A 24095-nucleotide genomic window follows, 5' to 3' on the forward strand; every position below is an offset into this window, starting at 1 on the left:
GGATGATTGATGCGTAATCAAAATACACCTGTCGCGCTGGAAGGGATTCCATTTCTGGCGGTTGCCGGTGCGGCAACCCTGGTCCTGATCCTGTTGACCGGCCGTTTTCCCCTGCTCGCCGTTCTTGCAGTGCTGGCTCTGGTTTTGACCCTGTTCATCGCCTTCTTTTTTCGCAACCCACAACGGCTAACCCCGGCGGACGAGCGGTCGGTCGTGGCTCCGGCAGACGGCGTGGTCATCTACTGCGGGCCGGCCCGGGAAGAGTATTCGGGGGAGGAGATGCTGAAGATCAGCATCTTCATGTCGGTCTTCAATGTCCACATCAACCGGGTTCCAGTGACCGGTCGGGTGGCGGACACCTTCTACCGTTCCGGCAAATTCCTCGATGTACGGGATGAGCGGGCCACTTTCGAGAATGAGCGACTCGGCATGGTGCTGGATACCGTTGCCGGTGCGAGGCTTGTGGTGGTGCAGGTGGCAGGGTTAATCGCCCGACGTATTGTCTGCTACGCCAAAGAAGGTGATAGCCTGCGGCGCGGCGAACGTTACGGTCTGATCCGTTTTGGCTCCCGCCTCGACGTCTACTTGCCGCTCACCACGGAACTGAAGGTGGCTCTGGGGAACAAAACCGTGGCTGGCGAAACCGTACTGGGGATACTCGCGTGAGCGGCGAAAAAATTGACATGACGGAAAGTATGCGGAAGGGGATATACATCCTTCCCAACCTCTTCACCACCGGCAGCCTGTTTGCCGGTTTTTACAGCATGGTTGCGACCACCAATGGCGATTTCCGGACCGCCGCCATCTGGATTCTCGTTTCGTCCATCTTTGACGGCCTGGACGGCAAGGTCGCCCGGCTTACCGGCACGGCCAGCAAGTTCGGCGTTGAGTACGACTCCCTTGCCGATCTGGTTGCCTTCGGGGTGACGCCGGGGCTTCTCATGTATTCCTGGGCGCTCAAGCCCTTCGGCCGTCTCGGCTGGGTTGCGGCGTTTCTCTTTGTCGCCTGCGCCGCCCTGCGTCTGGCACGCTTCAATGTGCAGGTGGCCACGGTGGAGAGCAAGCGTTTCGTCGGCCTCCCCACGCCGGCTGCCGCCAGCATGGTTTCTTCCACCGTCCTTCTCTTCTATCACTTTGGTTGGCCCAGTTCGTTCAAGAAGCTCGCCATCCTCATTCTCATCTATTTCGTCGCGTTCCTCATGGTTTCCAACTTCCGCTATTATTCTTTCAAAGACCCTGAACTCATCAAGCGCCAGCCCTTCGTCTTCCTGGTCCTGGCGGTCCTTCTCCTTACCATCATCGCGGCGCAGCCGGTGATAATGCTCTTTGTCGTCTTTCTGTGCTACGTTTTCTCCGGACCGGTTGCCTATGTGATGACCTGGCCCCGGCGACGACGGCTGGAGAAAGCAGTGCACAAGGGGCATGAGGCGGTAAGTCAGGGGGAAAGGCACGAGTAGAGACGGTAGTGTCTGACCGGAGAAAGTTACCTTTTTGGCAAACTTTGTTTGAAACCACGGAAATAATTAAAATGACAAAGAAAATCCCTTGACAGCCGTCGGGGGATTTTCTTATTATCAGTCAAAATCAAAAGGCAGTGAAGAGGAGTAGTAGCCGTTCATTCCCTTAGACCATGGTGACAGATGGTCGTCAGAGAGCTGGTGGGTGGTGCGAACCAGCAAGCGGAAACGGTGAACTCGCCTCGGAGCCGCTTCAGTGAACCAGAGTTTGATGGCTGGCTAGCCGAAGACGTCGTGCCCACGTAACGGGTAAATGAAGGTTCCTGTCGGCGTGCGGGTGAGTCGAGAGGGACGAATGAGGGTGGTACCGCGGAGCTTCGAGCCTTCGCCCCTTATACAGGGCGGGGGCTTTTTTGCATTCTGCGAGCCCCGTTTTTTTCGACATCCGGTAGTGTTCCGGAAATTATGTGGAATACTTTAGCGTGCAAAACGAAAGCAGCATACTTTTGCAGATCATCAAAGGAGGTTTCAGGACATGGCCAAGCAGAAAAAATCTGAACTCAAAACCATCAAAATTTTCGATACCACGCTGCGGGACGGGGAACAATCCCCCGGTGCCAGCATGAACATCGAGGAGAAACTCAGGATTGCCAAGCATCTGCAGAAACTGAACGTGGATGTGATCGAGGCGGGCTTTCCCATAGCCTCGGAGGGTGATTTCGAGGCGGTGAAGAAGGTTGCCCAGACCATCAAAGGGCCGGAGATCGCGGGGCTGTGCCGGTCCGGTTTCAAGGATATCGATCGTGGCTGGGAGGCACTCCAGTACGCGGGGGAGAAGGGACGCATCCATACCTTCATCGCCACGTCGGACATCCACATGAAGTACAAGCTGAAGATGACCCCATCCCAGGTACTCGATGCAGCGGTGAAGGCGGTGAAGCGAGCAAAGTCCTATACCCCCAATGTGGAATTTTCCTGCGAGGATGCGGTGCGGACCGACCTCAAGTTTCTTGGCGAAGTCGTGGGTGCGGTCATCGATGCGGGGGCAACCACGGTCAACATCCCCGATACGGTCGGCTATACCATTCCCTTCGAATACTTCAACATCATCACCTACCTGAAGGAGAATGTGGCCAATATCGACAATGCGGTGATCTCGGTGCACTGCCACAACGACCTGGGGCTTTCCGTGGCGAACTCCATCGCCGCCGTACAGGCGGGGGCAGGCCAGGTAGAGTGCACCATCAACGGTATCGGCGAGCGGGCGGGAAACTGCTCTCTTGAAGAGTTTGTCATGACCCTCAAGACCCGCGGCGACATTCTCCCCTTCAAGACCAATGTAGTGACGGAGCAATTGACCCCGGCCAGCCGCCTCCTCACGACGGTGACGGGCATTGTGGTGCAACCCAACAAGGCGATTGTCGGTGCCAACGCGTTTGCCCACGAGGCGGGAATCCACCAGCACGGCGTACTCATGGAGAAATCCACCTACGAGATCATGACGCCTGAGTCGGTGGGGCTCAAGACCAACGTGCTGGTGCTCGGCAAGCACTCGGGACGGCACGCCTTCAAAAAACGGCTGGAAGAGCTGGGCTACGAGCTGAGTGACGAGATGCTCAACAAGGCGTTCGAACGCTTCAAGGCCCTGGCGGACCTGAAGAAGGAAGTGTACGACGAAGACCTGGATGCCATCGTCACCGATGAGGAGTTGCTGCGTGCCGAGGAGAAGTACATGCTCTCCCACATCACCGTGACCTGCGGTTCCTTTGCCGTTGCCACCGCCACGGTGCAGATGGAGATCGACGGCACCCCCTGTCGGACCGCCGAACTGGGGGACGGGCCGGTGGATGCAACCCTCAAGGCGATCAAGAAACTGACCAAGACCAAGGCAAAGCTGACCCAGTACAACGTCGGCTCCATCACCGGCGGTACCGACGCCCAGGGCGAGGTTACGGTGCGTCTGGCGGACGGTGAGCGGACGGTCATCGGTCGCGGGTCATCCACCGACATCATCGAGGCATCGGCCAAGGCTTATATCCACGGGCTGAATCGGCTTGCCCTGAAGAAGGACCGGGTCACCGACAGTCTCTAAGAAGCTCTGCTTGTTCAGCGGTCGGGGCAGGGGTGCGCTTTTGCACCCCTGCCTTTTTTAAATCCCGGAGATCGGTGGCCTGACGGGCGCTTTGCTCCTTTGTCCATGGAGCTGGATTTGCCGTGCATTCCCTGGTATGCTTGGGCAACGTCACCCCCGCGACAAGGAGTCTTTCACCTATGCTGAAGACCATGGCACTTTTGCCGGTTATCATGACTCTGCTCGTAACCTGTTGCTGGGGTGAGGAGGGGGGGGCGCAGGGGTGGCGGCGGTTCGCCTTTAACGGCAGGGATTTCCAGGAAATTGCGCAGCCGAGGAAAATCTCCATCCAGTTGAAAAACGGGTATCTTCCCGATATTGTCATGGCAGGCGAGGCGCCTCGTGAAGATGCGCTGCCGGAAGGAACCGGCGGTGTGGCCGGTATCTGCTACATCGAGAACGTTGGAGGTAAGCAGAAGCGGGGAGGCCATATTCCCCTGGCGGGTGCAGCCATCGAACTGTCCCGCGGTACGTGGCGAATGGCTGCAAGGGCCGACGCACGAGGTTACTTTGTGCTGGCACTGCCGCCAGGAGAGTACGAATTGAAGCTGTTCGGGTTCAGTGGCAGATTCCGTGTCGAAGCAGGGAAAAACGCGCTCGTTGCGGTCAGAGGGGGGAGGCAGGCGGCAGACTAGACTCCGTCGCCGACTGCCGGTTGAGATGAAAAAAGCCCTGCCAGGAGTGCCTGACAGGGCTTTTGGTTGTCACAGCTGAAAGCTGTTACAGTTTTCTGACGTTGGCGGCCTGCAGCCCCTTGGGACCGTTGACCACGTCAAAGGTAACTGCTTCACCTTCTGCGAGGGACTTGAACCCCTCGGACTGGATTGCGGAGAAATGCACGAAGACATCTTCGCCGTTCTCCTGCTCGATGAAGCCGAACCCTTTTGCGTCGTTAAACCATTTTACCTTACCCTGAGCCATCTTTCCTACCTCCTTTGTGCGCCTCCGGATCATGTGCCGGAACTTCGTTGATGCAGTTTCCGGAGTCTTGAGGCAGGAAACGGCTGACTTCTGATGAGCATGTGCCAATTTCCAGGTTCTGCAAAAACTTCCGAAACTTGCTACTGTGGCACATTAACAAGGTCAACAGGGCATGTCAAGGGGAAATTAAGCCCAGGATAAATTTTTTTTCACGTGAAAAGCCGGGCTATTTCATCCCGCCTCAAAACAAGTTGATCCTGCCGATGAAGGCCATGAGCAGACCGTAATGCTGGTGGTCGAAGTGAAGTGCCAGGCGCGGCAGCTTCAGAAGGTCCGGTTCGTCCGCTTCCTCCGGCAAGGGGCTGGTGCGGGTTATCCTGGTACCGGGGGCCAGTAGCTCCGGAAACTCGCTTTGCAGCTCCTCGATGTTTTCCTGTGACAGCTCCTTGGTGAGCCTGATAATGAGCCGGCCGTCAACAAAGCGGATGGAGTGGTAGTTCTTGTAGAAACCGTCGATGACCGCAATTGCCTCTTCCGTGCTGCGGGTTATGGAAAAAATCGAAAAGTCCTCGGCGGAGATCAGTCCCTTGCCGAGCATCCCGGCCTTGATGAACTCGAACCAGAGGTCCCAGTAGCCACTTTCGTCGTCTATCAGGACAAGCGGCTTCGGCGATGTCTTGCCGGTCTGGACCAGGGTGAACACCTCCATTGCTTCATCCAGGGTGCCGAATCCACCCGGGAAAACTGCTATGGCGTCCGACTCCTTGACAAAAGCGACCTTACGGTTGAAAAAGTATTTGTACGTGATGAGCCGCCGGTTTTTCAGCATCACCGGGTTGGGAGACTGTTCGAAGGGGAGGCGGATATTGACGGCAAAGGAGTTCTCGCTTCCCGCTCCTTCGTTGCCGGCCTGCATGATCCCGGGACCGCCACCGGTGATGATCATATAACCGTGTTCCACCAGCTGTCGGCTGAAACCGACGCATTTCCGGTAAATGGGTTCGTGGGGTTCGGTTCTGGCCGAGCCAAAGATCGTCACTTTCTTTTTCTGCCGGTAGGGGGCGAATACCTTGCTGGTATAACGCATTTCCTTCATGGTGTTGTTGAGCATCTTGAGGTCGGCGAGGTAATCGCTTTCCTGGCCCGACTTGAGGGCCGAAATGATCATCTCCCGCACCAGCTCGGCATGGTGAACGCCTTCCGCCTGCTGAATGAGGGCATCGATCATCTCGTCGATCCTGCCGTTAGTCCTTTTAAAGCTTAGTTCCATGGGAGAAGCCCCTTTTCGTGGCTAAATTCGCGCGATTATAGCATCGGGAGCCGTGGGAGGCAAATGTTAAGGGGAATCGAACAAATATTAAATTGATTTATCCCCCCGATTTGTTTACATTACCACCCGTAAAATACCATTTTACGGGTGAAAGGAACGAGTTGAATGGGCAAGACGATAGCAGAAAAGATATTTGCCAGCCACCTGGTGGATGAACCCTTTGCCGGGACCCATGTGTTGAGGCTGGATGCGGTGCTGTGCCACGAGATCACTACCCCCATTGCCATTGCAGATCTGATGGCGAGAGGGAAGGACCGGGTATTCGATGCGACCAGGATCAAGGCGGTGATCGACCATGTAACCCCGAGCAAGGATACGAAAACCGCCACCCAGGCCAAGATCCTCCGGGACTGGGCAAGGCGTCACGCCATACGGGACTTTTTCGACGTGGGGCATAACGGGGTCTGCCACGCCCTCTTCCCCGAAAAAGGATTCATCCGGCCGGGCTACACGGTGATCATGGGCGATTCCCACACCTGCACCCACGGCGCCTTCGGTGCCTTTGCCGCCGGGGTCGGGACCACCGACCTGGAGGTGGGGATCCTCAAGGGGGTCTGCGCCTTCCGGGAGCCGAAGACAATCCGCTTCAATCTCCATGGCACTCTCTCCAAGGGGGTGTATGCCAAGGATGTCATTCTCTTCCTCATCGGCCAGATCGGCGTGAACGGGGCCACCGACCGGGTCATGGAATTCCGTGGCCCGGTGGTCGAAGCCATGACCATGGAGTCCCGCATGACGCTCTGCAATATGGCGATCGAGGCGGGGGGGACCTCCGGCATCTGCATGCCCGACCAGGTAACGGTCGAGTATCTCTGGCCGTTTATCCAGAACGATTACCCCTCCAAGGATGCTGCCCTTGCCGAGTTCAAGAGATGGTGGTCCGATGACGACGCGGTCTATGAGAAGGTGCTCGATTTCGACGTATCGACGCTGGAGCCGATCGTTACCCACGGCTACAAGCCGGACCAGGTAAAAACCATCACCGAGATGGCCGGCACCCCGGTGGACCAGGTCTATCTCGGTTCCTGCACCAACGGCCGTCTGGAAGACCTCCGCATTGCAGCCGGGATACTGAAGGGGAAAACAATCGCCCCGACGGTGCGCGGCATCCTCTCGCCGGCTACCCCGAAGATCTATCAGGACGCCCTTCACGAGGGACTCATCGATATCTTCATGGCGGCCGGTTTCTGCGTCACCAACCCGACCTGCGGGGCCTGCCTCGGCATGTCCAACGGCGTGCTGGCGGAAGGCGAAGTCTGTGCCTCCACCACCAACCGGAACTTCATGGGCCGGATGGGCAAAGGGGGGATGGTCCACCTCATGTCGCCCGCCACCAGCGCCGCGACGGCCATAGAGGGGAAGATGGCCGATCCCCGAAAGTATCTGTAGGGATCGTGGCTTTCCAGTAGATAAGCCATGGGCGGGATTCAGTGGACGCCTTGCGCTCGTCCAAAATCCGGACCTGAGAGTCGGTTTGTTACTTTACCCATCTGAAGGAGAAATAACCTATGAAAACATTCGGCGGCTCCGTGCTGTATCTTGACCGCTCGGACATCAATACCGACGAGATCATCCCGGCCAAGTACCTGACCGAGATAACCAAGGAAGACCTGAAACCCTATATTCTGGAGGACCTGAAGCTGCCCGGATTCGACCCGAAGGGGGCAAAGACGCGGGAAGCCCGGGTGATCGTCTCCCGCGCCAATTTCGGCTGCGGTTCTTCCCGTGAACACGCGCCGTGGGTCTTCGAGGTGAATGACATAACCGCGGTGGTGGCCGAATCCTTTGCCCGTATCTTCCGGCAGAACATGTTCAACTGCGGCATGGCGGCTATCGAACTCCCGAAGGAAAAGATCGATCTTCTGTTCAGTTATGCCGGTTATCCCGACACCACGATGGCGGTGGATGTGGCGGGCCAGACCGTGACCGTCAGGGGTGGCGGGAAAGAGGAAACTATTTCCTTCGCTATCTCTCCCTTCGACAAGGCGCTGGTCCTCGCAGGAGGCTGGGTGGATTACGCCGACACGAAGTACTAGCAGAAGGGGATACAATGGCAGGATATTGGCAACGGCCCGTTGGCGAACGCGGGCCGTTTCTTTTTTGTATCATGGGCAATACCGTTGTTTTTAGTTGACGGGTGCGGTGCGTGGAGATACTATTCGTGCTTATATATTAATGAGTAAGGACCTATGGGGAGAGCTAAAGCATTAGTCATAGCCTGTTGTCTGGCCTGCTGCGGTTACGCATCCCCCCTTCTTGCGGCTGAAGAGGGGGGAAGGGTGCACGAGGGGACGATATTCACCCTCTGGCCCCTCGTGGATTATCGGGAAAGCCCCCGCGACCAGTACCGCAACCTGTCCCTGCTGGGGCCGCTGTTCAAGTTCCAGAGCCATGGTGACGACAGCACGCTGGCCGTCCGGCCGTTGCTGTACCGGACCGAAGACCGACGTGAGCAGACCGCGCAGACCTCCTATCTCTATCCCCTCGCCTCGACCGATTCCTCGCCACGGGCAACGACATTCCAGGTGATGCAACTTCTCCAGAAAAACGTCTATCGCAAGGGGGAGGAGGGGGAGGAGCGGACCAGCCAGTTCTTTCCCTTCTACCTGCAGGGGAGGTCGGAAAAGTACGGCCCCTATACGGCGGTGTTCCCCCTCTATGGCGACATATATGAACGTCTCTGGAGGGATGAGATCCATTTTGTCCTGTTTCCCCTCTACAGCCGGACCGTCAACAAGGGAACCACCTCCCGCAATTACCTCTATCCATTTTTCAACACGATAGAAGGGGATAAGGAGAGTGGCTTCCAGTTCTGGCCCCTCTACGGGCAGGCCGCCAAGGAAGGGGTCTACCGGAAGCGTTTCTTCCTCTGGCCGTTCTTCCTGAGTGAAACCAGGGACATCAACACGGACAATCCCAAGGACCGGCTCTATCTCTTTCCGTTCTATGCGGCACTCGATTCGCCACAACGGACGTCCCGCCATTACTTCTGGCCGTTCTTCGGTCATACGGTGGACCGGGGGAGCGGGACGGTACCGGAAAAGCCGGCAGGCCCCACGTTCGAAATTCCTGACGGGGATGAGGAGCGAAACACGGGGAAACTGGAAGAATGGGACTATTTCTGGCCGTTCTGGTATACTGTCCGGAGTGCCGAACGGAATGAGGTCAGCTGGCTTCCCTTCTATGCCGGTACGGTGAAGAAGGAAACAGAGAAACATTGGTACATGTGGCCTCTTTACCGTACGGACAAGATGGATTCAAAGCTGTTCAGGCAAGAGCGGGACAGGGTGCTGTACTGGCTCTATAGCGATAAACGCGAATCCTGGCCCGTGGACGGCACGTCGCGGCGCAAGGTGGCGTGCTGGCCTCTCTATGTTTACACGAAGGACCCGAAAGGGGTGATGGGCTTCTCCTTCCCCGCGCCCGTGGAGCCGATTCTGGACAAGGAGGGGATCGAGAAGAACTGGGCTCCCCTCTGGCGCATCTACCAGCAGCGGTGGAACGAACAGGGGGACTCGGCCGTATCCTTCTTCTGGAATCTTTACTGGCACGAGGCACGGGGCACGGACCTGGCCTACGAGTTTTTCCCGCTTCTTGCCTATCGCAGCGAGAGTGAATTTACCGATTTCCGGTTGCTCAAGGGACTCATCGGGTACCGGAACCGGGCCGGTGCGAAGCAGCTGACTCTCTTCTGGCTCCCGTTCGGGGTCAACTGGGGCAAGGAAGCCGTTTCGCAGTCCGCCGTAACGTTGCAGCCCGGGACAGGGAGTAGACCGTAATGTTTGAAAGGATAGGGAAAAAGATCCTCAATTTCTGCGAGATCGTCGGCGATCAGCTGATCATGCTCAGTCAGACCCTCTATTTTTTCCGGGAGGCGCCGCGCAATCTCCAGAGCATCTTTACCCAGATGGCGATCATCGGCTACGAAACTGTACCGGTCGCCTCGGTGATGGCGTTCTTCGTCGGCATGGTCCTGGCGTTGCAGACCGGCGTGGAGCTGAACAAGTACGGCGGGCAGAACATCATCGGCGCCATTGTCGGACACTCAATGGTGCGGGAACTCGGGCCGGTCATGACCAGTTTCCTCGTGGCGGGGCGTGCCGGTTCCGCCATGGCGGCCGAGTTGGGGGTAATGCGGGTCTACGAGGAGATTGATGCCCTGAAGACCCTGGACATCAACCCGGTGCGTTATCTGGTCATGCCGCGGCTTATCGCGAGCCTCATCTGCGTCCCGGCGCTGGTCATCTATTCCGATGCCATCGGGATCATCGGTGGTGCGATCATCAGCAACCTTCATCCCAAGATATTCGTCTCCTACACGACGTACTACGACAGCGTGACGGATGCCCTGAAGCTTCGTGAAGTAGGGAACGGCCTCATCAAGTCGGTGGCGTTCGGCGGTATCATTGCCCAGATCTGCTGCTATGTCGGGTTCAAGACATCCGGCGGAGCACGGGGGATCGGCCTCTCCACCACCCGGTCGGTGGTCTGGTCGTTCATGCTCATCCTCGTTGCGGACTATTTGCTGACCAGGATTTTAATGTAAGCCGGGCCAGCCCCCGGTGGGTGTGTGGTTCAAGATTGCAGGAGGGAGTTAAGATGGCCCTGTCCGTGGAAAAAAAGGTTGGCGTATTTTTTATTGCCGGGCTGATCACGCTCGGCATCATGCTCGAGATCGGCGAAAAGTGGAATCCCTTTGAGAAGAGGGTTTTTTACCGGACCTACCTGACGAGCATAACCGGCCTCAAGGTGGGAGACCCGGTCCGGCTGTCCGGCGTGGATGTGGGGAAGATCACTACCATTACCATCCTGGATGACAAGATCCAGATCGATTTCGAGGTGAAGCCCGACACCAAGATCCGGACCGATTCGGTGGCGGGACTGAGGCTCACCAACCTCCTGGGTGGGCAGTTCCTCGGCATCACCTTCGGTTCCCCCAATGCCCCGCTCCTGGAGCCGGGGGGGACGGTAAAGGGGAAGGACGTCGCCAACATCGACATCATTGTGGACAATGTGAGTGACCTGACCAAGGATGCCAAAAAATTCATCGAAGAGTTGAACAAGAACCAGAATGAGGTTATGCACAAGATATCCGGCATACTTGACGATAACCGCGCCAACCTGCGGGATTCCATTGCCAACCTCAACAGCATAACCACCAAGTTCGACCGGGGTGAAGGCTCCCTTGCGCTTCTCCTCAACGACAAGGCGCTGTATAACAACACCAATGAGACAACCACCTATCTCAAGGATATCACGGGGAAGATCAGCCGCGGAGAGGGGAGCGTCGGCAAGCTGGTTAACGACGATGCCTTTTACAACGATGCCAAGGTGGCGATGTCCGATATCCGGGACAGCATGAAGGACGTGAAGGATATCGCTTCCAAGATCAACAAGGGTGAGGGAACCATGGGGAGGCTGGTGAACGACGAATCCCTCTATACCGAGTTGCGGGATGCATCGAAGAACATCAGCGAGATCTCCCGGAAGATCAACGACGGGCAAGGAACGCTCGGCAAACTGGTGAACGAGGACGGTCTCTACCGGGATACGACAGCGGCCATGAAAAAGGTGGAGAAGGCGGCTGAAGGGCTCGGCGACAGCGGTCCCATCTCGGTCATCGGTTCCATCATCGGGACCCTTTTTTAGCTGAATATTGAGCGGTAATGCGGTCTGATGAACAATAAATGGCGCGAATTCGCGCCATTACTTTTAGGAGCACCCATGGATGATTTCCTGCAGATAGCCGTCGGCACGTTTACCATGCGGCCGTACGTGTTCGCCTTCCTAGCGGTTTACCTCGTGGCGGCGGTCCTGCATCTGGGGTGGCGGACGACCCTTCTCTTCATGGTCTGCGGCTATCTGGTCTCCTTTGCCTCGGAGCTCTGCTCTATCAACACCGGATTTCCCTATGGCTGGTACTACTACCTGGACGCCACGAAAGATCGCGAACTCTGGATTGCCGGCGTACCGTTCTTCGATTCCCTTTCCTACGTCTTTCTCTGTTACTGCAGCTATGCCACTGCGCTTTGGACGCTGTCACCCGTCAAGTCAAGGAAATGGGACATCGTTCCCCTGGAGACCCGTGCCATACGGCGTTCCTTTGCGGCTCTCCTCCTCGGCTCCCTCTACCAGACCTTTCTCGACATCATCATCGACCCTGTCTCATTGCAAGGCTCACGCTGGTTCCTCGGCCAGATTTACGGCTATCGGGAACCGGGGCTCCATTTCGGCGTTCCCGTTTCCAACTACCTGGGGTGGTGGCTGGTGAGCGGGGTGATGATTTTCGTCCTGCAACGCATCGATTCCGCCACCCAGCGACGCCTGTCGGGCGATGCTCCGCCGTGCGGCGTGCGGTACGTGCCGGGCAAGGCGCTTCTCGGTCCCGTCCTCTACCTGTCGGTGGTGATCTTCAACCTGACCGTGGCCTGGCAAATCGGGGAACGGCTCCATTTTCTGACGGGGGTCTTCATCTATACTCTCCCGACGGCCATCGTTCTCGTGCTGCTCGTCCGCAGGGCCAACCGCTACGGCAAGGACGAACTGGCCGAACATCTGCACGATTATCCCTGGTCATCCCTGACCGGCCGCAAAGGATAGCTTCAGAGTTCCGCCAGAAGGGACTCCACCACGCGTGCCAGATTTCCCCCCGCCCGTTTTGAATTCCGCGCCAGCCGCATGAGCTGGGGGACCAGCCAGGGGCGGCGTGTCAATGACCAGAACACCCGGTGTACCTTGATGTTCATGTTTTTGTCGGTGAAGTCGGTGATGTTGAATTCCAATTCTTCAGACGCGTCGTCGCTGATGGCCCGTACCGCCAGCAGCGGCACGCCTTCCCGTGCCGCTATCTTTGCCACCGCAGCCGTCTCCATCTCCAGCACCGGATTGACCAAACCGGCGGGCAAAAGCCGGGCAGTCTCCCGTTTTGCCAGGATTGCGCCGCTTGTGACGCAGGTTCCCCGGCAGATGAGGAAGGGGGTTGCCGGATTACGCTGCAGCAGATCGAGGGCGGTTACAGCCAATTGCGGCGATAACCCCTGCTGCTCCGAGAAGAGCCGTTCCCGGGCAAACAGAATCCGTTGCGCTATGACGACGTCGCCCACCCTGAGACCGGGGGTTGCCGCACCACCCAGGCCGAAGTTGATGACGAGGTCGGGCGCGGCAGCGGCGATCAGTGTGGCGGTTGCCCGGGCCGCCTTTTCCGGTCCGAGACCCGACTCCACCAGGCACGCATCGCGGCTGCCGGCACGAAACCGGTACATGGTGAAGCTGCCGGCCGTTTCCCGCGAGTATGTTTCTATGCGGGCGAGGAGCGGCTTGATCTCTTCCGGCATGGCGGCTATGAGGCCGATGGTTGCCATAACGTCTCCCGGGGACTTGGTTGCACGACAATCGAAATCTAGCAGACAGGCTGTTGCCAGGCAACCGAAAAGCGGCGGCATCGGTCTTTAACCTTGACAAAAATCCCCCCCCCGTCTATTTTACAAGTTTGCTTTTTTCGAAAAAAGATGAGCAGTTACAGGAGTTTTTGATGAAACCCTTATTTCTTAATCCCCCCACCTTCGAAGATTTTGACGGCGGCGCCGGTGCCCGTTACCAGGCGTCCCGCGAGGTGACGTCGTTCTGGTATCCCACGTGGCTCTGTTTTCCGGCCGGAATGATTCCGGGCTCCCGGGTGGTCGATGCTCCGGTCCAGCGGTTTGACCTGGATGCCTGCCTCGCCATCGCAAAGGAGTTCGACATGGTGGTGATGTACACGTCCACTCCGACGCTCGCCCTCGATATCGCCACCGCCCGGCGCATAAAGGAGCAGAAGCCGGGGACGGTTACGGTACTGACCGGCCCCCACGTGTCGGTTCTCCCCGAGGAGTCGCTCCGCCAGGGGGAAGGGATCATCGACATCGTCTGCCGCGGCGAGTTCGACTACACCACCAAGGAACTCTGCGAGGGGCGGGAGTGGGACCGGGTGGATGGCATCAGCTTCTGGAAGGACGGCAGGGTGCACCACACCCCGGACCGGCCACCCATCCAGGACCTGGATGCGCTTCCCTTCGTGGCGCCTGTCTACAAGCGTGATCTGCCAATCGCGGAATATGTCATTCCCCACTTCAGGAATCCCTACGTCTCCATCTACTCCAGCCGTGGCTGTCCGTCCAAGTGCATCTACTGTCTCTGGCCCCAGACCTTCTCCGGCCGGGCCATGCGGACCCGTAGCCCCCAGAACGTATACGACGAGGTGAAGTGGATCGTCGACAACATCCCCGAAATGCGGGAACTCTCCTTTGACGACGACACCTTCACCGCCGATCGCACCCACGCCCGGGAGGTGGCGGCCAAGCTCAAGCCCCTCGGCATCTCCTGGACCATCAACGCCCGGGCAAACTGCGACTACGAAACCCTGAAGGTCATGCGCGAGGCCGGGTTGCGCCACGTGGTGGTCGGCTACGAGACCGGCAACGAGCAGATACTGAAGAACATCAAGAAAGGCGTCACCAAGCAGCAGGCGATCGAGTTCACCCAAAACTGCAAGAAGCTCGGTCTCTCGGTCCATGGGGCCTTCATCATGGGGCTCCCCGGGGAGAGCCACGCCACCATCCGTGAAACCATCGAGTTCGCCAAGGCGCTGGACCTCAACTCCATCCAGGCGTCGCTGGCCTCGCCGTATCCCGGCACCGAGTTCTGGGACCTCTGCCGGGCAGAGGGATGGATCGCCTCCGAATCCTACATCGACGACACGGGGCACCAGATGTGCGTCATCAACTACCCCCACCTCTCCAACAAGGAAATATTCGACGCCGTCGAGCTCTTCTACGACAAGTTCTACTTCCGCCCCAAGTACATCCTGCGAAGTATCGGCAAGATGATCGTGGACGGAGAGGAGCGGAAGAAGCTCCTCAAGGAAGGAAAGCAGTACCTGGCCTACATGCGCAAACGCAAAGAGGCGGGCACGTGCTGAACGTCCCCGTTTACGGATTCGTGCCATGAAGGAACTCATCATCAATGCCGACGATTTCGGGCTTTCCGCTGGCGCCAACCGGGCCATCATCAAGGCGTGGCGGGAAGGAATCCTGACGAGCGCCTCCCTGATGGTCCGCGGCGAAGGATTCACCGAAGCGGTTTCCCTGGCCCGGGAGAATCCCGGTCTGCAGGTGGGGCTTCACCTCACCCTCGTGCAGGGGCGGGGAGTGCTCCCCTACGAGAAGTTCCCCTCCATCGTGGACCGCGCCGGCAATTTCACCAACGATCCGGTCCATGCCGGAATGCGTTATTTTTTCATCAAGCAGCTCCACAAGCAACTTCGGCGGGAGATCGAGGCCCAGATCACGGCCTTCCGGGAGACCGGCCTCACTCTCTCACACGTCGACGGCCACCTCAACATCCATATGCACCCCACCGTATTCGATATCCTCCGGGAGCTCATGCCCCGCCATGGCATCACCAGTTTCAGGCTGTCCCGGGAGAATCTCGCTGCCGAACTGGCGGTGGACCGGAAACGTCTGCTGGGGAAGTCTGCCGATGCCTTCATCTTCAGCCGGCTGGCCAGCCGCTGCCGGCCGCACCTGGACCGGCAGGGAGTAACCTACGCCGCAGAGGTGAAAGGGTTGCTCAATTCCGGGCGGATGACGGAGGAGTACCTGTTGCGGGCCCTTGACCGGTTGGGGGAGGGGGTGACGGAGATCTATTTTCACCCCGGTTGCCATCCCGATGGGGAGCTTGCCCGGTGGATGCCGGACTATCAGCACGAGGCGGAGCTAATGGCGCTGACGAGCCCGCGGGTGAAGGAAAAGCTCCGAAGCTTGGGAATAAAACTCAGAAACTATCGGGGGGAAGAGAAAGCATATGCTTAAGACAGTTGTGGTTATGCTCATGGCAGTGACCGCCGGGACCGTCGGCGACCTCTTGCTGGCCAAGGGGATGAAGGAGATGGGGGATATCTCGGCCATGAACCTGCGGGGGATACTGAATGTGGCAATTCAGGCGCTCACCACCCCCAAACTGATTATCGGTACGGCCATGCTGGCCATCTTCTTCTTTCTCTGGCTTGCGGTTCTCTCCTGGGAAGACCTGACGGTCGCCCTCCCCATGCAGGCCCTCAATTACGTTCTCGTTGCCTTTCTCTCGCAGTATTTCCTCGGAGAGGTGGTTTCTCCCACCCGCTGGGCCGGGACCATCCTCGTCTGCATCGGGGTGATGCTCATTACCAAGAGCAGCGGGGCATAGATGTCCGTTGCATGCGTGGAGGATGAAAAAAAGGGAGCCTGTCTGGCTCCCTTTTGAGTTCTGAACCGGCGGATCACCAGCCGCGCTATTTCTTCTGCTGTACCTCTTTGACTGCCTTCTCGAAAGTTCCCTGATTAAACCCTTTGAGTATCTTTTCATCATTGCCGATGACGAGGACCGGCACCCCCTGGCTCCGGTATTTTTTCGTGAGGTCCTCCATCGCCGCGTCGTCCAGTTCCACGTCACGGTTGATGAAGGGGATGTTGTTCTTCGTGAAGTATTCTTTGGCCTGCTTGCAGTGGGGGCACCAGGAGGTGGAGTAGAGCACTATTTTGGGGTAGCTCGTGGCCTGGGCCGTGGGCTTGAGGGGGCTTTGGGGTGCATCAGCCGCCGCAGCGGCGAACCCGGCGAAGGTGAGGGTACAAAAGACGGCGATGGCGATGAAACGGATCGATCCGGACATGACGGGCCTCCATGGACATGGTTAGTGGGACGCTACGGTGATTTTCCCCCTTTGGGGAGTACCAACTGGCGGCGAGTGAGTTCAAAGATGAGCGGTCTAGAGGTCCCCGGCCGTCGGACCCGGAGAACCACCTTGGTGCCGGCCTGGCCCCGCAGGCGGTAATTGACCATCTGCGAAAAATTGCTCCCCCTGGTCGGTTTGCCGTCGATATGGGTGATGATGTCACCGACCTGCATCCCTGCCAGATGGGCCGGTCCGCCGGCAACGAGTTGCTTGACCACGATCTGGCCATCGGCCCACGGGTCGCCGTCGATGCCGACCCCGCCGAAGTTGCGGCCTGAATTGCCGGCAAGGGCCGGTGCCAGCAGGGCAAGGCAGAAGCAGAGGGAGTATATGCATAATCTCAGCGCGGACACGAAAAAACTATACCCCATGGGTGGGGGGAGGTCAAAATAAATCAATTCCCCAACTATGCTTTGGCGCGGGGCGCCTGCTGTGCTAGAATTACCGCCAGATGCCACTCAGGGGGATGAGCCGGATGGGGAAACGGACAAGAATCAGGGAGATACTTTCTGCCAGCGAAGCGGGAGTGGAGGCGGTTGTCAAGGGGTGGGCGCGGACGGTGAGGGTGGGGAAAGATGTGACCTTCATCGCCCTCAACGACGGTTCGTGCATGTCCAGCCTGCAGGTGGTGGCAGGGCCGGAGCTTTCCAACTATGCCGACGTGGCCCGCCTCGGCACCGGCAGTGCGGTGGCGGTGACCGGCCTGCTGGTGGAGTCGCCGGCCGCAGGCCAGCGGTTCGAACTGCAGGCACGAACCGTGGAGATTGTCGGCCCGGCCGACGAGAGCTACCCGATGCAGAAGAAACGTCACAGCTTCGAGTACCTGCGGACGGTGGCCCATCTCCGCCCCCGCACCAATACCTTCGGTGCCGTGTTCCGGGTCCGTTCCATGCTTGCCCAGGCGGTGCACCGCTTTTTTGCCGACAAGGGATTCCTCTATGTCCATACCCCCATCATCACGGGAAACGACTGCGAGGGGGCGGGGGAACTGTTCCGGGTCACCACCCTCGACATGGCGCGGCCACCGCTGGTGAACGGCGCGGTGGATTATGCCGCTGACTTTTTCGGCCAGGCGACGGGGCTCACGGTGAGCGGCCAGTTGGAAGGGGAACTGTTTGCCCTCGCCTTCGGCGACATCTACACCTTCGGTCCCACCTTCCGGGCGGAAAATTCCAACACTGCCCGCCACGCCGCCGAATTCTGGATGATCGAGCCGGAGATGGCCTTTGCCGACCTGATGGCCGATGCGGCGCTTGCAGAAGAGTTTTTCCGGTACCTCTGCCGCTTTGTGCTTGACCATTGCCGGGAGGATATGGCCTTTTTCAACGAGCATGTGGACCGGGGGCTCCTTTCGCGTATCGAAGGGGTGGCGTCGACCCCCTTTGCCATGATGGAGTATACCGAAGCCATCACCCACCTGAAAAAAGCGCCGGTCGCCTTCGAATTCCCGGTGGAGTGGGGGCTCGACCTCCAGTCGGAGCACGAGCGCTATCTCACCGAGCGGGTGGTGGGTGGGCCGGTATTCATCATCAACTATCCCAAAGAGATCAAGGCATTCTACATGCGGCAGAACGACGACGGGCGGACCGTGGCAGCCATGGACCTGCTGGTCCCCAAAGTGGGGGAGATCATTGGCGGAAGCCAGCGGGAGGAGCGGCTCGATCTCCTTGAGGCAAGGATGTCCGAAGCGGGGATCGCCCCTGCCGGCCTCTGGTGGTACCTGGATTCCCGTCGCTGGGGTTCATGCCCCCATGCCGGTTTCGGCCTCGGCTTCGAACGGCTCATCATGTATCTGACGGGGATGGAAAACATCCGGGACGTGATGCCGTTTCCCCGGACGCCGCGCCACGCGGAGTTCTGACTTTGTGCTGCTTTGTCAGGAATGAAGCATTCCGGCCGCTCTAGGTACTAGATGCTACAGCTGTTGACGAAAGGACTCATACAATGGGCGATACGATGGTGCAGATTGTCGTGATTTTTCTGTTTTTTGGCTTGCCGGGGCTGGCGGGGGGATGGCTTGCCTGGACCAAGGGGCGCAACCTGATTGGCTGGTTTCTGCTCTGTTTCTTCTTTCCTCCGACACTGATGGTCATCCTGTTTCACAAGCCGCTCCGGGAGGTGTCCGGCCACTACCGCCAATGCCCCAATTGCCGGGAATTTCTCAAGTGGCGGAATACGGTCTGCAAATACTGCAATACGGAGCAGCCGTCCAGGATGTGAACAGGGTTAGTGACAATGTGATGGTGACGCAAAAACGGCCCCGTTCCTTATGGATGGGGCCGTTACTCGTACGGGGGGCAGGCAGACGCTGAAGAACAAGGCTGAACGTCACGGAATCACCGACATCCACTGATTCCGGTGGGAGCATCATGCTTTGCCAAGAGCGACCGTGCAGACGTCAGGCCGCCCCTTGTTGAGGCTGCCGGCGACGTTCCTGGTCGCGATGAACGGCCTGTCGGCGTTTCCGGACCGGATCGACGCCGATGGTCACCCAGCCGCTGGAACGCTGAAATTTAACGATCTCTCCCCTGTCGATCAGGTCATCCAACTGGTACTCCTTGACCATGTCGTGGCGACTGTCGGTACGAACTACCCGAATCAACATGGCATATCCCCCTTTTGCAGGTGTTTGTTAGGACGTTACGGTGCTCTTCTATTATAGTCGATTAATGCCGTTTGTCAGCACGCAATTTTTGCCGTAGGGGTGATTTGAAGGCATATCGTATTTTACCGATGGGGGGAGAACCGGTAAATTTTTGTTCTCAAATTTGCCGATTCGGGGTATTCTAACCTGTCAAGCGGCCTCCGGCGGTCATCCGACTCAATTTCAAAGGAGCTATCCATGAAGGACAGCCTTATTCAGAGCACCGATTCGGCATACAGCTATCCGCTTCTTATCAAGAACCTCCTGCAGGCGCCATTGGTGAGTGCCCCCGACCAGGAGATCGTCTACCGGGGTGACCGCCGTTTTTCCTACCGGGAGTTTGCCGAAAGAGTCCGCCGGCTGGCAAGCGCCCTCACCTCTCTCGGCGTGAAGGCGGGGGATACGGTGGCGGTCATGGACTGGGACAGCCATCGTTACCTGGAATGCTTCTTCGCCGTGCCGATGATCGGCGCTGTCCTGCACACCATCAATGTCCGGCTGTCGCCGGAGCAGATACTCTACACCATCGATCATGCCGAGGACGATGTCCTGCTGCTCAACAGTGAGTTTCTCCCCATCCTCGACCAGATCAGGGGGCGTATCGACACGGTGAAGGATTACGTGCTGCTCCATGACGATGGTCCCGTGCCCGACAGTCACCTGACCTTTTCCGGCGAGTACGAATCACTCCTTGCCGCCGCCTCGACCGACTACCTCTTCCCCGATTTCGACGAGAACACCCGCGCCACCACTTTCTACACCACGGGAACCACCGGCTTCCCCAAGGGGGTCTATTTCAGCCATCGCCAGCTGGTGCTCCATACCCTGGGAGTTCTTGCCGCCTTGAGTACGCCGGCGGTGCAGGGGCGCCTCCACCGGGACGATGTCTATATGCCGATCACCCCCATGTTCCACGTCCATGCGTGGGGACTCCCTTACATAGCGACGACCATGGGACTCAAGCAGGTCTACCCCGGCCGGTACATGCCCGACCATCTGCTGGAGCTCATCGACCGGGAGAAGGTCACCTTTTCCCACTGCGTGCCGACCATCCTCCACATGCTCCTCAAATCCCCCCTGAGCCGCACGATCGACCTTTCCCGCTGGAAGGTGATCATCGGCGGTGCGGTCATGACCAGGGCGCTCTGTCTCGAAGCCATGCAGCTGGGGATCGACCTGTTCACCGGTTATGGCATGTCGGAGACCTGCCCGATTCTCACCCTTGCCCATCTTAAGCCCGAAATGCTGGATGAGTCGCCGGAGGTGCAGGCCGACATCCGCTGCAAGACCGGTCTTCCCTTGCCGTTGGTGGACCTGAGGGTGGTAAGCGACGGTATGGAGAACGTCTCCCGGGATGGCCGAAGCACCGGCGAGATCGTGGTCCGTGCCCCCTGGCTTACCCAGGGATACCTCAAGGACCACAAGAACTCGGAGAAACTCTGGGAGGGTGGCTATCTCCATACGAACGATGTCGCTACCATCGACCACCAGGGGTACGTCAAGATTACCGACCGGACCAAGGATGTCATCAAGGTTGCCGGCGAGTGGCTTTCCTCCCTGGAACTGGAGGACATTCTCCTCCATCACCCGGCGGTCGGCGAAGTTGCCGTTATCGGCCAACCCGACGAGAAGTGGGGGGAGCGTCCCCTGGCGTTGGTGGTTCCCAAGGCCGGCGCCACGGCCCCGGTAACGGAAAAGGCTATCCTGCTTCATATGCGGGGATATGCGGACAAGGGGTTGATATCCAAGCAGGTGGTCCTCCTTCGCGTCCGTTTCGTCGAGGCCATTGACAAGACGAGTGTCGGCAAGATCAACAAGGTTGCCCTGCGGGAGAAGTATCTGGCCTGAAGAGCATCAACCATAGAGGATTCGGGGGAACAAGGCCCGGGACACAGGATACCATAGACAATCATGATAAAACGACAGACAACCATCAACCGTATCTTCAAGCTGGCCGGCATCGGCCTCCATACCGGCCGGGAAGTCACCCTTGAGTTTCTCCCCCGACGGGAGCCCGGTATCGCCTTTGTGCATAAGGGCTGTCTCATCCCTGCCCGGTATGACAAAGTCGCCGACACGAGGCTCTCGACCCAGATCGCCGAAAACGGGTCGTCGGTTGCAACCATCGAGCATCTGATGGCGGCATTTTACTTCTCCGGCATCACCAACTGTTTGGTCTATATTGACGGACCAGAGGTGCCGATCATGGACGGCTCCGCCTGGGAGTTTTACCATGAACTCTGGCGGGCGGGGGTCTACGAGTTTCCCGAGACCGGTGTCTACCTCAAGGTGCTGCGCCCGGTAGAGGTCCGGAACAACGATGCCTATGTCAAGGTCAAACCTCTCAATACGTTCGACATCACCATGACCATCGAGTTCCGGCCCCCGGTGGGACGGCAGAAAAAGCGGGTCATGGATGTGGAAAACGCCATCTCCATCATCAACTCCCGTACCTTCGGTTTTCTCGAGGAACTGGAGGCGATCCAGAAGGCTGGCCTGGCCAAGGGGGCGTCGCTTGACAATGCCGTGGCGATCGGAGAGGACTCCATCGTCAATCCCCAGGGGCTCCGCTACAAGAAGGAGCTCGTGAACCACAAGATCCTCGACCTGATCGGTGATTTCTATACCTGCGGCTACCGCATGCTGGGGCGGGTGGAGGCGCACAAGACGGGCCATTACCTCAACAATCTGCTGCTCAGAGAGATATTCTCCGACCCGGACAATTACGCGATCTACTGAACAAGGCCCGCCTCAATTGCCACCTGGTATCAACAGAAAACCCCGACCTTTGAAAGCAAGCCGGTGGCTAAACGTGTGGTAAAAAATTGCTAATGTAGACCCATCACCCCCGACCTTTTCAGGCCGGGGGTTTTGTTTTGCCTTGTGAACAGGGAGTCTACGGATTATTGGCGATGATATACTGAATGGTCACGAGGCACAAGATTTCCGGGGAAGATATCTTTTCTGAGAATCGTCAACATGTTTAACGAGTCACAAATAATTACTCTAAACGTGACACGGGCACGCGGTATAACCTGGTGCCCTGCAAAACATCCGTAACCCAAAAAAATGCCCGTGCGTAACGCACGGGCATTTTTGTCTGTTTGTCACGGACCAGCAAGCCCCCCAATCGAGCAAAGCGTAGACGAGGGAGGCTCTCGTTACTATTTCTTCCGGCCAGTTTGTTTTTGTCTCGGTCTCTCGATTGTCGCTGCGGTGAAAGACGCAAAGTAAGCAGCCTCGACGGCAGCGACTTCGTCTTCCTTCAATAAGCGGAATTCCTTTCCTCGCGCACGCTTTGAGAGGTGCCCAGCATTTTGGTGAAGAAAGCGAAATAACTGGTCGATTGTGCGAGTTGGCATTTCGAGAATGGTTTCTATGCTGGTACGAAACTGATCGTAACGTTTCAAAAACTCAGTCTCGCGTGGCAGGTCTTCCTCGATTGTCTGTCTGACGCAATTGTAAAGGAACTCGGCATGAGGTGTGGCATCAAAGTACCGATAGAAGTCAGCAGTTTCGTTCAGTACCTGTACATTCCCGTCCTTTGTAGGTTGCCATTCAATCATGGGCAATAGCCGGACAGAATAGCTTTCGAGGGCGGCTCGGTACTCGGCTATTCGTGCGAGGATTGACGCTGAAACCGGAAATACGACGCCGGCAGGATTAAAGCCACGCTGAGCGAGGACATGATGGATGAGATAACGATGGATACGGCCATTCCCATCCATAAATGGGTGGGCGTACACAAACCCAAAAGCAAGCACGGCGGCGGCGATTACCGCGTCAAGGCTCAACGCTGCTCCACGATCGAAAGCAACCATACCGTTTACCAACGACTGAAGGTCCTGCGGCTTTGCACTGATATGGTCAGGGATAGGGGTGCGGGCATCCCGGTCATGCTCGCCGACAAATCCGCCTTCCTTGCGCAATCCCAGGCGCACAAAGCGCTCCTCACCAATGACAATTGCTTGTAGTCGCAGGAGTTCTTCCAGTTCGAGCGGTCGCCTTCCAGACTCGCCTATAGCGCGGCCCCAACGCCTGATGCGATCATGCGAGGGGCTTTCCCCTTCAATGGCAAAACTAGACCTTGAGTCTTTCAGCAGAAGAAACGCTGCGGTCCTTGCAAGAATATCCTTTGGCACATCTGCCACAACTTCTTGTGCGCGGCTTGCAAGGTTCATTGCAGCGAAGTTATCGAGTGCTTTTGTCCGAAATACCAATGGACAAAAGCCTGGCGTGCCAGGCAGATTGTTTTTAACACGGTGCCGATGCGAAGCCTCTCCTGAGATTGCCCATTGGAGTTTAGGGTCCACTACCGGCTCATACGGCCCGTTTGTGGCGTCTGGAAGATCCAATCGGCTGCCGAGAAGCCATTCATAAAGGAACCAGATGCGCCGGGAGTACCTTCCGGTGGGCTTTGCACGCACAATAGCTTCTATCTCTGCGGCACCAACTGCCACAAAGAGATGCTTAAGAACAGCTAGGTCGAGGCCCTCATGTTTCAGCGCGAAAGTAAGATGCGCTTCCAGGTTGGGTTCCGGAGCGTGGCGCGGAGTAAAGATATGCCACCCAGATTCAGTCCTTACAATGTGGCGCTCGCCTGTTGCAGCGAGCGTCAGTGGCAGTGGCGCCCGCAGGCCATATGCATCAATGAGAGCAGCGTAACCAGCTGGTGTCGCCGTTTCCGGCAGCACCAGTTCGTGAAAAATCTTCACGGGTCCTGGGAAACGGTGCCGGTGTGCCTTGTGCGTAACCATGAATCCTCCTTTCTTTTTTGTTTCATGCGTACCAATGAAAACAATAATGTGCCATGAAAAACGTTAAGTCAATAGCGTCAACCGTGAAAAACGTTAACTAATCGTGAA

General features: G+C 57.8%; 24 protein-coding genes and 1 other annotated feature. Of the genes, 17 read left to right on the forward strand and 7 right to left on the reverse strand.

Features of this window, described 5'->3' with window-relative positions; translation table 11 throughout:
• Window positions 1-9: 9 nt before the first annotated feature.
• The 4 genes from KI810_RS14420 (at window position 10) to KI810_RS14435 (ending at window position 4223) form a co-directional block, all read left to right on the forward strand.
• Window positions 10-666: a phosphatidylserine decarboxylase family protein gene (locus tag KI810_RS14420; RefSeq protein ID WP_214176271.1), complete on the forward strand. Its 657-nt coding sequence runs from the start codon at window positions 10-12 to the stop codon at window positions 664-666.
• Between the two features lie 29 nt (window positions 667-695).
• Window positions 696-1457 carry a CDP-diacylglycerol--serine O-phosphatidyltransferase gene (pssA, locus tag KI810_RS14425; RefSeq protein ID WP_214176353.1) on the forward strand — a complete coding sequence of 254 codons (762 nt, stop codon included), beginning with the start codon at window positions 696-698 and terminating at the stop codon, window positions 1455-1457.
• Window positions 1458-1585: 128 nt separating this feature from the next.
• Window positions 1586-1853, forward strand: a binding site (T-box leader).
• Between the two features lie 139 nt (window positions 1854-1992).
• Window positions 1993-3549 (forward strand): 2-isopropylmalate synthase, encoded by a 1557-nt coding sequence (locus KI810_RS14430; protein WP_214176272.1) that lies wholly within the window; start codon window positions 1993-1995, stop codon window positions 3547-3549.
• A 179-nt stretch (window positions 3550-3728) separates the two neighbouring features.
• On the forward strand, window positions 3729-4223 hold the full coding sequence (locus tag KI810_RS14435) for a carboxypeptidase-like regulatory domain-containing protein (RefSeq protein WP_214176273.1): 495 nt from the start codon (window positions 3729-3731) through the stop codon (window positions 4221-4223).
• 85 nt (window positions 4224-4308) lie between these two features.
• Here KI810_RS14435 and KI810_RS14440 read toward each other — a convergent pair whose 3' ends face one another.
• Window positions 4309-4509 carry a cold-shock protein gene (locus KI810_RS14440; RefSeq protein WP_214176274.1) on the reverse strand — a complete coding sequence of 67 codons (201 nt, stop codon included), beginning with the start codon at window positions 4507-4509 and terminating at the stop codon, window positions 4309-4311.
• Between the two features lie 241 nt (window positions 4510-4750).
• Window positions 4751-5779 (reverse strand): LOG family protein, encoded by a 1029-nt coding sequence (locus KI810_RS14445; RefSeq protein ID WP_214176275.1) that lies wholly within the window; start codon window positions 5777-5779, stop codon window positions 4751-4753.
• Window positions 5780-5944: 165 nt separating this feature from the next.
• Between KI810_RS14445 and KI810_RS14450 the strand changes: the two genes are divergently transcribed.
• From KI810_RS14450 to KI810_RS14475, 6 genes are all read left to right on the forward strand, one after another.
• On the forward strand, window positions 5945-7228 hold the full coding sequence (locus KI810_RS14450) for a 3-isopropylmalate dehydratase large subunit (protein ID WP_214176276.1): 1284 nt from the start codon (window positions 5945-5947) through the stop codon (window positions 7226-7228).
• Between the two features lie 119 nt (window positions 7229-7347).
• Entirely contained in the window at window positions 7348-7875 is a 528-nt protein-coding gene (locus tag KI810_RS14455; protein ID WP_214176277.1) for a 3-isopropylmalate dehydratase small subunit, read from the forward strand.
• Between the two features lie 153 nt (window positions 7876-8028).
• Window positions 8029-9618: a hypothetical protein gene (locus KI810_RS14460; protein WP_214176278.1), complete on the forward strand. Its 1590-nt coding sequence runs from the start codon at window positions 8029-8031 to the stop codon at window positions 9616-9618.
• Complete coding sequence (locus KI810_RS14465) at window positions 9618-10385, forward strand: MlaE family ABC transporter permease (protein WP_214176279.1); 768 nt, start codon at window positions 9618-9620, stop codon at window positions 10383-10385. Before KI810_RS14460 ends, KI810_RS14465 begins: the two co-directional genes overlap by 1 nt.
• 53 nt (window positions 10386-10438) lie before the next feature.
• Window positions 10439-11488 (forward strand): MlaD family protein, encoded by a 1050-nt coding sequence (locus KI810_RS14470; protein WP_214176280.1) that lies wholly within the window; start codon window positions 10439-10441, stop codon window positions 11486-11488.
• A 75-nt stretch (window positions 11489-11563) separates the two neighbouring features.
• Complete coding sequence (locus KI810_RS14475; RefSeq protein ID WP_214176281.1) at window positions 11564-12439, forward strand: carotenoid biosynthesis protein; 876 nt, start codon at window positions 11564-11566, stop codon at window positions 12437-12439.
• Window positions 12440-12441: 2 nt separating this feature from the next.
• On the opposite strand, the gene KI810_RS14480 is transcribed toward KI810_RS14475, so the two are convergent.
• Window positions 12442-13200 (reverse strand): phosphorylase family protein, encoded by a 759-nt coding sequence (locus tag KI810_RS14480; protein ID WP_214176282.1) that lies wholly within the window; start codon window positions 13198-13200, stop codon window positions 12442-12444.
• A 170-nt stretch (window positions 13201-13370) separates the two neighbouring features.
• Between KI810_RS14480 and hpnJ the strand changes: the two genes are divergently transcribed.
• From hpnJ to KI810_RS14495, 3 genes are read left to right on the forward strand one after another with little or no spacing between them, the layout of a single operon-like run.
• Complete coding sequence (hpnJ, locus tag KI810_RS14485; RefSeq protein WP_214176283.1) at window positions 13371-14795, forward strand: hopanoid biosynthesis associated radical SAM protein HpnJ; 1425 nt, start codon at window positions 13371-13373, stop codon at window positions 14793-14795.
• 25 nt (window positions 14796-14820) lie between these two features.
• Window positions 14821-15687 carry a hopanoid biosynthesis-associated protein HpnK gene (hpnK, locus tag KI810_RS14490; RefSeq protein WP_214176284.1) on the forward strand — a complete coding sequence of 289 codons (867 nt, stop codon included), beginning with the start codon at window positions 14821-14823 and terminating at the stop codon, window positions 15685-15687.
• The gene (locus tag KI810_RS14495; protein WP_214176285.1) at window positions 15680-16060 is read left to right on the forward strand and encodes an EamA family transporter; all 381 of its coding nucleotides are present in this window, start codon (window positions 15680-15682) and stop codon (window positions 16058-16060) included. The genes hpnK and KI810_RS14495 overlap by 8 nt, the downstream gene beginning before the upstream one ends.
• An 85-nt stretch (window positions 16061-16145) precedes the next feature.
• On the opposite strand, the gene KI810_RS14500 is transcribed toward KI810_RS14495, so the two are convergent.
• Window positions 16146-16523, reverse strand: a complete 378-nt coding sequence (locus KI810_RS14500; protein ID WP_214176286.1) for a glutaredoxin domain-containing protein — start codon at window positions 16521-16523, stop codon at window positions 16146-16148.
• 32 nt (window positions 16524-16555) lie between these two features.
• Window positions 16556-16939 (reverse strand): S41 family peptidase, encoded by a 384-nt coding sequence (locus KI810_RS14505; protein WP_343213513.1) that lies wholly within the window; start codon window positions 16937-16939, stop codon window positions 16556-16558.
• Between the two features lie 122 nt (window positions 16940-17061).
• Between KI810_RS14505 and asnS the strand changes: the two genes are divergently transcribed.
• Complete coding sequence (gene asnS, locus KI810_RS14510) at window positions 17062-18447, forward strand: asparagine--tRNA ligase (RefSeq protein ID WP_214176287.1); 1386 nt, start codon at window positions 17062-17064, stop codon at window positions 18445-18447.
• Between the two features lie 83 nt (window positions 18448-18530).
• Complete coding sequence (locus KI810_RS14515) at window positions 18531-18806, forward strand: hypothetical protein (RefSeq protein ID WP_214176288.1); 276 nt, start codon at window positions 18531-18533, stop codon at window positions 18804-18806.
• 178 nt (window positions 18807-18984) lie between these two features.
• On the opposite strand, the gene KI810_RS14520 is transcribed toward KI810_RS14515, so the two are convergent.
• Entirely contained in the window at window positions 18985-19191 is a 207-nt protein-coding gene (locus KI810_RS14520) for a GSU3473 family protein (RefSeq protein ID WP_214176289.1), read from the reverse strand.
• Between the two features lie 237 nt (window positions 19192-19428).
• On the opposite strand from KI810_RS14520, the gene KI810_RS14525 reads away from it, so the two are divergent.
• A complete protein-coding gene (locus tag KI810_RS14525) occupies window positions 19429-21078 on the forward strand; it encodes a fatty acid--CoA ligase (protein ID WP_214176290.1) in 1650 nt (549 codons plus the stop codon).
• A gap of 63 nt (window positions 21079-21141) precedes the next feature.
• Entirely contained in the window at window positions 21142-21969 is an 828-nt protein-coding gene (gene lpxC / locus KI810_RS14530) for a UDP-3-O-acyl-N-acetylglucosamine deacetylase (RefSeq protein ID WP_214176291.1), read from the forward strand.
• 425 nt (window positions 21970-22394) lie between these two features.
• Here lpxC and KI810_RS14535 read toward each other — a convergent pair whose 3' ends face one another.
• On the reverse strand, window positions 22395-23987 hold the full coding sequence (locus KI810_RS14535) for a Fic family protein (RefSeq protein ID WP_214176292.1): 1593 nt from the start codon (window positions 23985-23987) through the stop codon (window positions 22395-22397).
• Window positions 23988-24095: the final 108 nt, after the last annotated feature.

This window comes from Geomobilimonas luticola (genome assembly GCF_018476905.1).
In the GTDB taxonomy this organism is placed as follows: Bacteria; Desulfobacterota; Desulfuromonadia; order Geobacterales; family Geobacteraceae; genus Geomobilimonas; species Geomobilimonas luticola.